This window comes from Pseudomonas sp. HS-18 (assembly GCF_020401845.1).
Lineage (GTDB): Bacteria > Pseudomonadota > Gammaproteobacteria > Pseudomonadales > Pseudomonadaceae > Pseudomonas > Pseudomonas nitroreducens.
In genome coordinates this window covers 2475177-2488074 of record NZ_CP084413.1, presented here as the reverse complement: position 1 = coordinate 2488074, position 12898 = coordinate 2475177, and the positions used below count along the sequence as shown (strand labels likewise).

At 63.5% G+C, this 12898-nt stretch carries 13 protein-coding genes; 9 read left to right on the top strand and 4 right to left on the bottom strand.

Annotated elements, in window-relative coordinates:
- Positions 1–5: 5 nt before the first annotated feature.
- On the bottom strand, positions 6–422 hold the full coding sequence (locus LDJ84_RS11680) for a hypothetical protein (protein WP_226046348.1): 417 nt from the start codon (positions 420–422) through the stop codon (positions 6–8).
- A 220-nt stretch (positions 423–642) separates the two neighbouring features.
- Positions 643–1008, bottom strand: coding sequence for a DnaB-like helicase C-terminal domain-containing protein (locus tag LDJ84_RS11675; protein WP_318784721.1), 366 nt, complete (start codon positions 1006–1008; stop codon positions 643–645).
- Positions 1009–1320: 312 nt separating this feature from the next.
- Between LDJ84_RS11675 and LDJ84_RS11670 the strand changes: the two genes are divergently transcribed.
- Both LDJ84_RS11670 and LDJ84_RS11665 read left to right on the top strand, forming a co-directional pair.
- The gene (locus tag LDJ84_RS11670) at positions 1321–1515 is read left to right on the top strand and encodes a hypothetical protein (protein ID WP_226046347.1); all 195 of its coding nucleotides are present in this window, start codon (positions 1321–1323) and stop codon (positions 1513–1515) included.
- On the top strand, positions 1512–1721 hold the full coding sequence (locus LDJ84_RS11665; RefSeq protein WP_226046346.1) for a hypothetical protein: 210 nt from the start codon (positions 1512–1514) through the stop codon (positions 1719–1721). The genes LDJ84_RS11670 and LDJ84_RS11665 overlap by 4 nt, the downstream gene beginning before the upstream one ends.
- Positions 1722–1936: 215 nt before the next feature.
- On the opposite strand, the gene LDJ84_RS11660 is transcribed toward LDJ84_RS11665, so the two are convergent.
- On the bottom strand, positions 1937–2107 hold the full coding sequence (locus tag LDJ84_RS11660; protein WP_226046345.1) for a hypothetical protein: 171 nt from the start codon (positions 2105–2107) through the stop codon (positions 1937–1939).
- A 73-nt stretch (positions 2108–2180) separates the two neighbouring features.
- Complete coding sequence (locus tag LDJ84_RS11655) at positions 2181–2771, bottom strand: hypothetical protein (RefSeq protein WP_226046344.1); 591 nt, start codon at positions 2769–2771, stop codon at positions 2181–2183.
- Between the two features lie 18 nt (positions 2772–2789).
- Here LDJ84_RS11655 and LDJ84_RS11650 point away from each other — a divergent pair, with 18 nt between their 5' ends.
- The 7 genes from LDJ84_RS11650 to nirB all read left to right on the top strand — a co-directional run bounded on the left by LDJ84_RS11650 (position 2790) and on the right by nirB (position 12861).
- Positions 2790–3728: a hypothetical protein gene (locus LDJ84_RS11650; RefSeq protein WP_226046343.1), complete on the top strand. Its 939-nt coding sequence runs from the start codon at positions 2790–2792 to the stop codon at positions 3726–3728.
- A gap of 331 nt (positions 3729–4059) precedes the next feature.
- Positions 4060–5214, top strand: coding sequence for a tyrosine-type recombinase/integrase (locus LDJ84_RS11640; RefSeq protein WP_318784720.1), 1155 nt, complete (start codon positions 4060–4062; stop codon positions 5212–5214).
- Between the two features lie 361 nt (positions 5215–5575).
- Positions 5576–6268: a polysaccharide lyase family 7 protein gene (locus LDJ84_RS11635; protein ID WP_065084155.1), complete on the top strand. Its 693-nt coding sequence runs from the start codon at positions 5576–5578 to the stop codon at positions 6266–6268.
- A gap of 98 nt (positions 6269–6366) precedes the next feature.
- Positions 6367–6795: a thioesterase family protein gene (locus tag LDJ84_RS11630; protein WP_024765720.1), complete on the top strand. Its 429-nt coding sequence runs from the start codon at positions 6367–6369 to the stop codon at positions 6793–6795.
- A gap of 319 nt (positions 6796–7114) precedes the next feature.
- On the top strand, positions 7115–8326 hold the full coding sequence (locus tag LDJ84_RS11625) for a nitrate/nitrite transporter (RefSeq protein ID WP_038803691.1): 1212 nt from the start codon (positions 7115–7117) through the stop codon (positions 8324–8326).
- 3 nt (positions 8327–8329) lie between these two features.
- A complete protein-coding gene (locus LDJ84_RS11620) occupies positions 8330–10138 on the top strand; it encodes a bifunctional protein-serine/threonine kinase/phosphatase (protein WP_226046342.1) in 1809 nt (602 codons plus the stop codon).
- Between the two features lie 272 nt (positions 10139–10410).
- The gene (gene nirB / locus LDJ84_RS11615; RefSeq protein ID WP_226046341.1) at positions 10411–12861 is read left to right on the top strand and encodes a nitrite reductase large subunit NirB; all 2451 of its coding nucleotides are present in this window, start codon (positions 10411–10413) and stop codon (positions 12859–12861) included.
- Positions 12862–12898 lie beyond the last annotated feature (37 nt).

The following is a 12898-nucleotide window of genomic DNA, read 5'->3' as shown; positions in this document are numbered from 1 at the left end:
AGCCATTACTCACCCTCCCCTTGCAGGCTCTTCAGCAGAGCCTTGAGTTGGCGGTAGCTCTCCATGGACTTGGCATTGGCTTCGCGCTCCTGCTCGACTGCCAGTGCCACATCCTCGACCCTGGCCGCCAGGCGCTTGATGTGCTCCCCGACCCCGACGATCTCAGTGGCCAGCTCGCCCAGCATCTCCAGCGGCGAAACCACACGCTTCTGCTCAACCATGGCGACTTTCTGCACTTCGACTTTCTTGGCGGGCTCGGCCATCTTCAGCTCCTGGGTTTTGGTCTTCGGTTCGACGGGAATACGCTGGAAGGAATCGCGGCCGGTCTTCTTGATCAGGCCAGAATCCACCAGGGACGACAGGCAGCCGGAGACGATCCTGGAATCGGGAGTGCTACCGGTCATGTTCCGCATAGCAGTCATCACTTGGAACGAAGTCCAGGGTTCAGCGATGGGAACGCAGTCGTAGACCTTCCTGGCGATTCCGGTCTGGCCTTGCATGAGGATTTCTTGTTTTGCGGGAGTCATTGCACAGTCGCCTCCGGCCAGATGCTCTGCACGACCTGCAGCGGGTCGCAGTCTTCCATCAGGATCATCGTGAATGCCGGGCACCCCGGCAGGATTACCTTCCAGCAGCGCTTCATCACTGGACACCTCGCGGCTTGAAGTCAGCGATCATGGATTTCGCGGATGGTCGGGCCTGGGCAACTGCTTGCTGTTGCTCGCGCTGGCCGGCGAAGTTCACAAAACGGGCGAACTGACCCTGGTGCTGGAGCAGACACATGCCGGTTGGGGCATGGCGATGCTTGGGGACGTGAATCTCGGTAACTCCAGCGCGGCCCATGTCGGACTCAGGGTCACGGTGGGCGATCATGATCACGTCGGCGTCCTGCTCGATCTCGCCGGAGTCACGCAGGTCGCTCATCTGAGGGCACTTGTTCGAGCGGGTCTCGATGCTGCGGTTGAGCTGGGCCAGCACCACGATGGGCAAGTTCAGCTCCTTGGCCATCGCCTTGATGCCTCGACTGATGGCGCCGAGCTCCAGGTTCCGGTTCTGCTGTCGGACATTGGGTTCCGGAGCGATCAGGCCTACCGGAGAGTTCTCAACCCAACAACCAGAGGAGGAACCAGCCAATGCAGCAGTAACCATCACCGCAGAGATAGACGCCGCGCGAGACGCCAGATTGCTGAGCGCGGCGGGAAAGCATCACTGAAGCGCCTGAGTGATCGGGCGCTTTGGGATGACAACCAGGAGAACCACCATGGCAAGGGAGATCGCAGCACCTGGGACAGCGACTGGGACTACTACGGTTACCGCGAGATGGAGTTTGAGGTTGTTTCTGGCCTTATCTACGACGAGGACAACAACACTGAGGATCTGGGCGCCAATGGCTGCGCAGCACTTGCCGAGAAGTACGCAGAGTTCATTGAGGAAGAGCTTTGGCTTCAGGTGGATGACGAGCGAGATGACAGTGACTTCGACCGCGGCGACGACTACGGATGGGAGGCAGCATGACCCGGTACGAGTTCATCAAGCGCGAGATAGAGCTGAGCGCCACGTCGCCATATCCACCAACCCAGATCGCATACACCCGCGGCCTTCTGGCCATGGCTGAGATGGACTGCACCGTAACCCCTGGTGAATCCATTCGGCTGATGGCCGACATCATGGACCAAGACAAGGCCTGCACGGCTAGAGTGCTCGGGAGGAATGCCGCATGACGTACATCGCGCCCAACTTCCCCGCCCTAATCCAAGCCCTGAGAAATCAGGGCTTTTCGTATCTGGAGTTCAGGAGATCGCCGTTTAAGTGCAAGGGCATGTGGCGGTGTGAGATGGAGGTTAGGCCATGAAGCTCAAGACCCTCGACCTCGGCTGGCTCGGCGCCCTGATCCTGATGCTGGCCATGTTCAAGTGCATCGATCTGGCGAATGGCTTCACGGCCGAACAACCTGCATACCAGCCATGTACAGGCATTGCTCCTCGATACCCTCGCGACGCTGGGTATCGGGGCTGACAATGGTAAGTACGCCACCGAATCCCTGGAAAATCAGCGCGTGCTCCGCGGCGATCTTGGCCACTGCGTTGTATGCTTCTTCGCGAGTCATGGTTTCTCCAGACAAAGCTCCGCCTAAGCGCTGTAGCACTGCTTATGGCGTGTAAGGGATGGGGTGGGGTGGCTTAAACAGCTTTGATTTGGCGCTGTTTCTCGCGGAATTCCGCGTTGGCGGCCTTGTCGCACTCGCGGCAACTGCTCGAAATTCCGGATGATCGAGCGTTATCGGCGTAGTACTCGTCGACGGTCTTGTCGGTTTTGCATCTGCAGCATCGCTTGAACTTTACGCCGCGGACTTCTGCGATCCGTCCGTGAGAAAGTAGCCATTCGGCATCATGGATCGTCTTGACCTTGTTCGATCCGAATCCGCGCTCGATCTTACGGAGGTGATTCACACGCTCATCCCTGCCGAAGTAGTTCGCCAGGATGCGCTGCATGGTGTGATCGCTGATCTGCAGCGCCTTGGCCATCTCGTTGCGCTTGAGCATGGTCGGCAGCATGGCCTGTAGCCGTGAGACGATCTGAGCGTCGTGCTCGGCGTGGCGGCTGCGGTTGAGTGCTGCCTTGGCTTTTTGGTTCTCTGCTGCGGTAAGGCCGGAAACGCTGGTGGATACGATGCGACCGTTGTATTCAGAGGTCGTAGCATTCTGTGCGCCGGTTGCAACCTGCGTGATCTGGTTGCCCGCGCCGAGGAACTGTGCAACCAGGTCATCCAAGTCGTCGTGAGTGATCCTGTGATCGACGTATACCGCCTCTCGCCAGGCATCAGCCGCGAACCGTTCTTCAATCTCGGGGAAGTCTGTTTCCATGGCACACCTCAAAAAGAAGGCGCCGTGGAGGCGCCTATAGGACGTGATGCAAGGGATTCATCCGTAGGAACGGCTGTTGATGTCGATGTGGTGTTCCTCGGCGATGTGCCGCAGAACCCATCTTGTGATGCCGAGCGCCTCGCAAATCTGTGCTTGGCTGAGGCGCTGGCGGGCGAGCTTCAGAACTGCCGGGGCAAGCGCTGCGCGTTCCTTCCGGCGCCGCTCAAGCTGTCGTTCGGTATCGGTCTTGAACTCAACGCCAAATTGCTTGGCGAGGCGGCCTATGGTCCGCGTGCTGCGGTGAAACGCTCGTGCTGCTGCAACTACTCCGGCGCGCTCGAAGCAGGCTGCGACGTATTCGACATTGATCGGGACGCGAGGACGTTCGTCGGTGGGATTCCGGTGGTGGCGCACCCACCTTGCCGAACCTGGGGCCGACTTCGCCAGTTCGCCAAAGGGCGTCCTGACGAGAAAGCTCTTGGGCCTTTGGCGGTAGATCAGGTCAGAACATGGGGGGGCGTGCTTGAGCATCCCGCGGAAAGCACGCTCTTCAACCACTGCCATATGCCCCACCCCGGAGAGTTCCCCGACGAGTTCGGCGGCTGGACGCTGGAGATAGAGCAGTTCCACTGGGGGCACCGCGCCGAGAAGGCGACTTGGCTGTACATCGTCGGCTGCTCGCCGTCAGACATCCCAGCAATTCCGCGCCGCACGGGCAAGCCAACTCACTGCGTCAGACCTACCCGGAGCTATCCCAGGCTTCCGTCGATCACCAAGGCCGAACGGGAACACACGCCGCCGGCCCTGGCTGAGTGGCTCGTTGAACTGGCGCGCCGCACCGTAAAGCACAGGCTCAGCGCCTGACCTACCCCACTCCCTGCCATTGCGCCACTACGGCGCGAGGTGAACCTATGTCCGCTCTTCTAGCGCCGGAACTACGTCGGCGACAGTCTCCTTTTGTCCCGAGGTTCATCCGCGCCAAAGACGCGCCGGCCTATCTCGGCATGTGCCGTGACGAGTTCAACAAAACAGTACGCCCGCACGTACACGAGTTCCCTATCGGCTCCCGCGGTGTCGGCTTCGACCGTGAAGAGCTTGATGCGTGGGCTGACAGATACATCGAGCAGCAGGCGATTGCCAAGGCTGCGAATTCGGCCAAGAATCAGGGCGCAGCGAGCGCCAAGGAGTCAACGCAATGGCGCGAAAAGGAATCACGGGCCTCTCGCAGAGGAACGGGATCTGGCATATCGACAAGAAAATCAACGGAGAACGACTTTACGAGAGCACTGGCACTGGTGACAGGGCCGAAGCGGAAAGGTACCTGATACGTCGCCTGGAACTGATTCGTCAGGAAAAGGTGTACGGAGTGCGTAGGGTGAGAATCTGGCGGGAGGCAGCTACACGCTACCTGCTGGAGAAAAAGGATCAGCCGTCGATCAAGCTGACTGCGCGCTGCCTGAAGCAACTCGATCCTTTCATCGGTGATGTTCCGCTGACACACGTAGACGACGAAGCATTGGCACCATTCGTCAAACAGCGGCTAGAAGAAGGCGTGTCGCACAGAACCATCAACATCGCCCTGGAGCGGGTGATGCGGATTCTGAATGTGTCAGCACGGAAGTGGCGGGACGAGGATAAGCGACCATGGCTGGACACGGTACCGCTGATCACGCGCCTGGACCTGCGACTGAATAGCCGGAAGCCATACCCGTTGTCATGGGGGGAGCAAAGCCTGCTATTCGCCGAGTTGCCCGACCATGTACGCCGCATGGCGCTGTACAAGGTCAACGTCGGATGCCGTGAGCAGGAGGTATGCAAGCTGAAGTGGGAGTGGGAGATCAAGGTTCCGGAGCTGAATGCCAGTGTCTTCTTGATACCAGCCGACTTCGGAGGGCGCGGATCGAAGGCCGGAGTGAAGAATCGCGACGATCGCCTGGTGATCCTCAATGAGGTAGCCGCAAAAGTCGTCGATGGGCAGCGCGGCCTAGATCCGGTGTACGTCTTCCCATATGGCAGATTTGGAGGGCCGATGGTCAGGCTGTACACCCCGGCATGGATAGCGGCTCGGAAGCGGGCGGCGGCCAAGTGGGAGAAACTCCACGGGACCGCCGCACACTCCGGCTTCGCCACGGTCCGCGTGCATGACCTCAAGCATTCGTTTGGCCGACGACTGAGGGCAGCAGGCGTATCTCTAGAGGACCGCAAGGTGCTATTGGGACACAAGAACGGCAGCGTGACCAGCCACTATTCGGGCGCAGAACTCGGATTGCTGATCGAGGCTGCGAACAAGGTGTCGGCGACCGATTCGCGCGGGCCGGTGCTGACGATTCTGAGGAGGGCGAAGGGGTAGAAATCACGCGAAGTCACGCAAAAGTCACGCACTGCTTTCGGCGGGAAATCCGCATCAATGGCTGCAGTGCTTGATACAACTGGGCTGTAGAGATGCACGCCTTCCGACATACCCATGCATGAAATGCTCGGGCACTGAGACCGGCCATCTGCCAGCGACGGCACGGCGCGATCATTTCGCCAGCCGCCAAGCTGGCCCCTGCCCTCCCGGCAACATCCTATGCTGCGCCCGCCCGGCTCCAGGCCGGGCCCCCGGAGCGTCATCGGCAGGGTTCGATGGCGCATCGCAGTGGCCGCCGCCGGCTAGGCACCTCGGCGCCCACCCGACCTCGCCGCACACGCGGCTCAGCAAGGGCAAGCCCATGATCGACCTCAGCACCTGGAACCTCAGCGTTCCCACCGACCCACGCCCCACCGAAGTCACCACCGAGCAGATCGCCAGGGGCTACCAGAGCCGCTACTTCAAGAGAGACGGCAACCAGCTGGTGTTCTGGGTGCCCGTCACCGGCTCGCACACCTCCGACAGCGTCTATCCCCGCAGTGAACTGCGCGAGACAACCACCGCCGGCGAAGTCGCCAACTGGTACTACAACCAGGGCGACAACGAGCTGCGCGTGACCATGAGCGTCCAGCAGGTGCCATCGAAGAACAAGATCATCATCGGCCAGATCCACAGCCGCTCGCCCTATACCGGTGATGGCGAGCCACTGGTCAAGCTGCAGTACCACTATCTGCCAACCTTGGCGAGCGGCCGACTCGAAGCCCTGGTACGCAACCACCCCGACGACAGGGCCAGCATCAATGTGCCGCTGATCGACAACATCGCGCTGGATCAGGCCTTCAACTACAGCCTGCGCGTCACCTCGGTGGGCAACCTGGCCATTCGCGTGGAAACCTCCGACGGCCGCGCCAACTACTACCGCAAGATCCTCAGCACCACCTGGTCCAAGCAACTGCTCTACTTCAAGGCCGGGGCCTATATCAACGACAACTACGGCAACAGCGGCGAGGGTGCGCGGGTGACCGTCTTCCACCTGAACATGGCGCATCGCTGACCCGCCATTCAGTGGCCTGATGAGGCGCGGGAGCAGCGGACTGCGCGTAGAATGCGCGGCACATCCGCACTACCCGCCGCCTTGTCACCGAGATCGCCATGGCCCGCCTGAAACTGGAATTCCCCGAAGAACTGTTCATCTACAGCACCAAGCTCACCGTCCGCGTCACCGACATCAACGGCGCCAACCACCTGGGCAACGACTCGATGATCTCGATGATCTCCGAGGCCCGCGCGCGCTTCCTGTTCGACTACGGCATCCGCGAGACCGGCATCATCGTCACCGACCTCGCCACCACCTACCGCGCCGAAGCCCACGCCCGCGACCAGTTGCTGTTCGAGGTCGGCGTCATGGATTTCAACAAGTACGGCGGCGACATCATCTTCCGCATCACCCGCCCGGCCGACGGAACCCTGGTGGCGATGGCCAAGTCCGGCTTCGTGTTCTTCGACTACAAGATCGGCAAGGTCGTGGAGATACCGACGGCATTCCGCGACACCTTCCCCAACGTCAACTGGATCGCCTGACGCTCCAGCAGGGCGCGCGCCATCCATCGGAGCGCCCCACGTTGGATCATTGCTGATCCCACCTCGTCCGGCATCGCCCTGATCCGTCGGGGTTCTGTCACCTTGGCCCGCACCTTGCTCAGTAAAGGGCGGCGGTAGTCAACGGCGATTACCCAACCTACGACAAAGGCGTCGCATCCACACCCGCAGCTTGCGGTGGGTGGAGCGACGCCTTTTTCGTTTGCCCCGGCGCAGGGGCTCAGCAGGACCTTTCCCGAGCCCGGCGGCTGCCACGTGAGCGCCTGACCGGAGCCCTCAACCGTTGCTGATGAGGTGTTCGATGAACACGAGTTTCTGGAAAGCCGGCCATGCGCCGACCCTCTTCGCCGCCTTCCTGTATTTCGACCTGAGCTTCATGGTCTGGTACGTCCTCGGCCCGCTGGCCGTGCAGATCGCCACCGACCTGCAACTGACCACCCAACAGCGTGCGCTGATGGTCGCCACGCCAATCCTCTCCGGCGCCATCCTGCGCTTCCTGATGGGCCTGCTGGCCGATCGCTGGTCACCCAAGGCCGCGGGCATCCTCGGTCAGATCATCGTCATCTGCGCGCTGTTCGGCGCCTGGCAGCTGGGCATCCACAGCCTGGAGCAGGCGATGATCCTCGGTGTGCTGCTGGGCATGGCCGGCGCCTCGTTCGCCGTGGCGCTGCCACTGGCCTCGCAGTGGTACCCGCCACAGCACCAGGGCAAGGCCATGGGCATCGCCGGCGCGGGCAACTCCGGCACGGTGCTGACGGCCCTGTTCGCCCCGGCCATCGCTGCCGCCTTCGGCTGGCAGAACGTTTTCGGCTTCGCGCTGATCCCGCTACTGGCCACCCTGCTGGTGTTCGCCCTGCTCGCCCGCAACGCCCCGGAGCGGCCGCCGGTCAAGTCTCTGGCGGATTACCTGAAGGCCCTGGGCGACCGTGACAGCTGGTGGTTCATGTTCTTCTACAGTGTGACCTTCGGCGGCTTCCTCGGCCTGGCCAGCACCCTGCCCGGTTACTTCCACGACCAGTACGGCCTCGACCCGGTGAAAGCCGGCTACTACACCGCCGCCTGCGTCTTCGCCGGCAGCCTGATGCGCCCGCTGGGCGGTGCCCTGGCCGATCGCATCGGCGGCATCCGCAGCCTGCTGGTGATGTACACCGTCGCCGCTATCTGCATCGCCGCCGTGGGCTTCCACCTGCCCAGCGCAGTGGCCGCGCTCAGCCTCTTCGTGGTGGCCATGCTCAGCCTGGGCGCGGGCAACGGAGCGGTATTCCAGCTGGTGCCGCAACGCTTCCGCCAGACCATCGGCGTGATGACCGGTCTGATCGGCATGGCCGGCGGCATCGGCGGCTTCTGCCTGACGGCCGGCCTGGGTGCGATCAAGCAGGCTACCGGTGACTACCAGATCGGCCTCTGGCTGTTCGCCAGCCTCGGCGTACTGGCCTGGTTCGGCCTGCACGCGGTGAAGGCTCGCTGGCGCACCACCTGGGGCAGCGCGGCCGTTACCGCGGCGCGGGTCTGAACGATGCGCCCTTGTAGGAGCGAGCTAGCTCGCGAACCGCTTGCTGCGGAGGTCACCGAGGAAGGCGTTCGCGAGGCCGACTCTGTTCCCGACAATATTCGGCATTCCCCACTTCCCTGTGGGTCACAAGCTCGCTCCTGCAATGAGCTGCGCCTGAGCTTCGCCCAGGCCAGCGCCACCGGCCCGCGCGCCGAGAACCAGGACGCCCTGCGGGTGGTCACCCCGCCCGCCGGACTGGCCGCCAGCAAGGGGCACCTGTTCGCCATCGCCGACGGCGTCAGCCAGTGCGCCGACGGCGGCCTGGCCGCGCGCCTGACCCTGCAGGCGCTGGCCGCCGACTACTACGCCACTCCCGAGACCTGGGCCGTCGCCCAGGCCCTCGACCGCCTGCTGATCTCGCAGAACCGCTGGCTGCAGGCCAACGGCGGCGGCCAGCCGCTGCTCACCACCCTCACCGCGCTGGTCCTGCGGGGCCGGCGATTCACCCTTGCCCACGTCGGCGATTGCCGCCTGTACCGCTGGCACGCAGGAACACTGGAATGCCTGACCCAGGATCACGTCTGGGAACAACCCGGCATGCAACACGTGCTCAAGCGCGCACTGGGCCTGGACCAACACCTGGTGGTGGACTACCGCGACGGAGAACTGGAAGCCGGGCAACGCTTCCTGCTGGTCAGCGACGGCATCTGGGCCGCCCTGGGCGACAGTGCCATCCAGCGCCTGCTGGAGGACGCACAGAGCCTGCAAGCCTGCGTCGACGCACTGGTCAGCGCCGCCCACCTGGCCGGCAGCCAGGACAACGCCAGCGCCCTGCTGCTGCAGGTGGACGAACTGCCGCCCGCGAGCCTCGGCGACGCCCTTGCCCAACTCGTCCACTGGCCAGCGTCGCCCTCGCTCAGAGACGGCCATGAATTCGAGGGCTGGCAGGTCGAAGGCAAGCTGGCCCAGTCCCGCCAGTCGCTGATCTACCGCGTGCGCGACCGGCAGAATCGTCCCTGGCTGCTCAAGACCTTGCCGCCAGCGCTGCGCGATTCTCCGGAAGCCGCCCAGTCGCTGCTGCTGGAGGAATGGTTTCTGCGTCGCGTGCAAGGCCGCTGCTTCCCCGAACTGCACAGCCTGCCGCAGCGCCAGCACCTCTATTACGTGATGCGTGAGTATCCGGGACAGACGCTGGACGAGCACCTGAAACGCAACGGCCTGCTGAACCTGCCCGACTGGCTCGACCTCGCCCAGCGCCTGCTACGTGGCCTGGGCCAACTGCACAGGCGCAACATCCTGCACCGCGACATCAAGCCGGAAAACCTGCATTGGGCCGACGACGGCGAACTGCGCCTGCTGGACTTCGGCCTCGCCTACTGCCCCGGATTGTCGCAGGAAGACCCGCACGACCTGCCCGGCACCCCGAGCTACCTGGCGCCGGAATCCTTCCAGGGCGCGCCGCCGGATGCGCGCCAGGACCTCTACGCCGCCGGTGTCACGCTGTATCGACTGCTCTGCGGCCAATACCCCTATGGCGAGATCGAAGCCTTCCAGCATCCGCGTTTCGGCACGCCCACACCGGCCAGCCGCTATCGCCCGGATATACCGGCCTGGCTCGACGACTGGCTGGCAAAACTGACCGCCGCCCCGCCGCAGCAGCGCTTCGAGACCGCCGAGGAATGCCTGCTCGCCCTGGAACAAGGCGAACGGCAGGCACCAGCGCGTCCGCGCCCCCTGCTGGAGCGCGAGCCGCTGAGAGTCTGGCGCGGCGTTGCCCTCGCCTCCCTGGCGATCAACCTGGGGTTGCTGCTCTGGTTGTTGCACCAGGGCTAAGGGCGCACCAGTTCGGCCCAGAACGCATCACCGCAGTGCAGCAAAAACGACGATTCTCCGGGCGATCTACCTGAAAGCCCCGGAAACCGGAGATCGAGCAAGTTGGCACAGCCCCTGCAATAACCGTTTCAACAATCTACAAAAGCGCGTCCCTCAACGAAGAGGCTCGCACTTCCCGATCGAACGGGACTTGGACAAAGGCGTCCTCGCTGGGTAACCGGCGGGACGCCTTTTTTGTTTTCCGTGATTTTTCCGTGACGCGGAGCCCTGACATGAAAAAGCTCAAGCTCGTACTGATCGGCAACGGCATGGCCGGCGTACGCACCCTCGAAGAACTGCTGAAGATCGCGCCCGACCTCTACGACATCACCGTGTTCGGCGCCGAGCCCCACCCCAACTACAACCGCATCCTGCTCTCCCCCGTGCTGGCCGGCGAGCAGGCCTTCGAGGACATCGTCCTCAACGACCTCAACTGGTACAGCGAGAACGGCATCCGCCTGCTGCTCAACCGCAAGGTCACCCGCATCGACCGCCATCGTCGCAAGGTGTACGCCGAAGATGGCACCGAGGCCGAGTACGACCGCCTGCTGATCGCCACCGGCTCCAACCCCTTCATCCTGCCGGTGCCGGGCAGCCGCCTGCAGGGCGTGACCGGCTACCGCGACATCGCCGACACCCAGACCATGATCGACACCGCCGGCACCCGTAGCCACGCAGTGGTCATCGGCGGCGGCCTGCTCGGCCTGGAGGCGGCCAACGGCCTCAAGCAACGCGGCATGGACGTCACCGTGGTGCACCTCTCCGACTGGCTGCTGGAGCGCCAGCTGGACCGCACCGCCGGCAAGCTGCTGCAGGAAGCGCTGGAATCGCGCGGCATCCACTTCCGCCTGAACACCCACACCGAAGAGCTGATCGACGACGGCAGCGGCCGCGTCTGCGCCATCCGCTTCAAGGACGGCGAAGTGATCGCCGCTGACCTGGTGGTGATGGCCGCCGGCATCCGCCCCAACACCGAACTGGCGGAAAAGACCGGCCTGCCCTGCAACCGCGGCATCCTGGTGAACGACACCCTGCAGACCTACGACCCGCGCATCTACGCCCTGGGCGAATGCGCCAGCCACCGCGGCATCGCCTACGGCCTGGTGGCGCCGTTGTTCGAGCAGGCCAAGGTCTGCGCCAACCACCTGGCCATGCTCGGTTTCGCCCGCTACCAGGGCTCGGTGACCTCCACCAAGCTCAAGGTCACCGGCATCGACCTGTTCTCCGCCGGTGAATTCATGGGCGGCGAAGGCACCGAGACCATCACCCTCTCCGACCCCATCGGCGGCATGTACAAGAAACTGGTGATCAAGGACGACGTGCTGGTCGGCGCCTGCCTCTACGGCGATACCGCCGACGGCGGCTGGTATTTCCGGCAGATCCGCGAGAACCACAACGTCGCGCAGATCCGCGACCACCTGATGTTCGGCGAAAGCAGTCTGGGCGACGTCGGCCACCAGGGCCAAAGCAGCGCGGCGAGCATGCCCGACAGCGCCGAAGTCTGCGGCTGCAACGGCGTGTGCAAAGGCACCATCGTCAAGGCGATCCAGGAGAACGGCCTGTTCAGCGTCGACGAGGTGAAGAAGCACACCAAGGCCGCCAGTTCCTGCGGCTCCTGCGCAGGGCTGGTCGAACAGATCCTCATCAGTACCGTGGGCGGCGCGGCGGACGTGAAGCCCAAGAGCGAGAAAGCCATTTGCGGCTGCAGCGACCTCAACCACGGCCAGGTACGCCAGGCGATCCGCGACCATCACCTGATCAGCCTGAGCGCCGCCATGCGCTTCATGGAGTGGCGCACTCCGGACGGCTGCGCCACCTGCCGCCCGGCACTCAACTACTACCTGATCTCCACCTGGCCGGGAGAGGCGAAGGATGACCCGCAGTCGCGCCTGATCAACGAACGCGCCCACGCCAACATCCAGAAGGACGGCACCTACTCGGTGGTCCCGCGCATGTGGGGCGGCGTGACCAACGCCGCCGAACTGCGGCGCATCGCCGACGTCGCCGACAAGTACCAGGTGCCCATGGTCAAGGTTACTGGCGGCCAGCGCATCGACCTGCTGGGCATCAAAAAGGATGACCTGCCGGCAATCTGGAAGGAGTTGGACATGCCCTCCGGCCATGCCTACGGCAAATCCATCCGCACCGTGAAGACCTGCGTGGGCAGCGAGTTCTGCCGCTTCGGCACGCAGAATTCGACCCAGTTGGGCATCGACCTGGAGCACGACCTGTTCAACATGTGGTCGCCGCACAAGGTCAAGCTGGCGGTCTCCGGCTGCCCGCGCAACTGTGCCGAGGCCGGCATCAAGGACATCGGCATCATCGGCGTGGATTCGGGCTGGGAGCTGTACATCGGCGGCAACGGCGGAATCAAGACCGAGGTGGCGGAGTTCTTCGTCAAGCTCAAGACCGCCGACGAGGTGCGCGAGTACAGCGGCGCCTTCCTCCAACTCTACCGCGAGGAAGCCTTCTACCTGGAGCGCACCGTGCACTACCTGCAACGGGTCGGCATGCAGCACATCAGGAAGGCCGTGCTCGACGACGCGGAGAACCGCCAGGCGCTCAATGCACGCCTGCAATTCTCCCTGTCGCTGGAGCAGGACCCGTGGCAGGAGCGCATCGCCCAGCAACCGCTGAAGAAGGAATTCGAACGGATTCCGCTAAAGCAGCTGGAGCCCGCCTGAGTGCCCGCCGGGCCCCACCATCGGGGCCCTTACTACC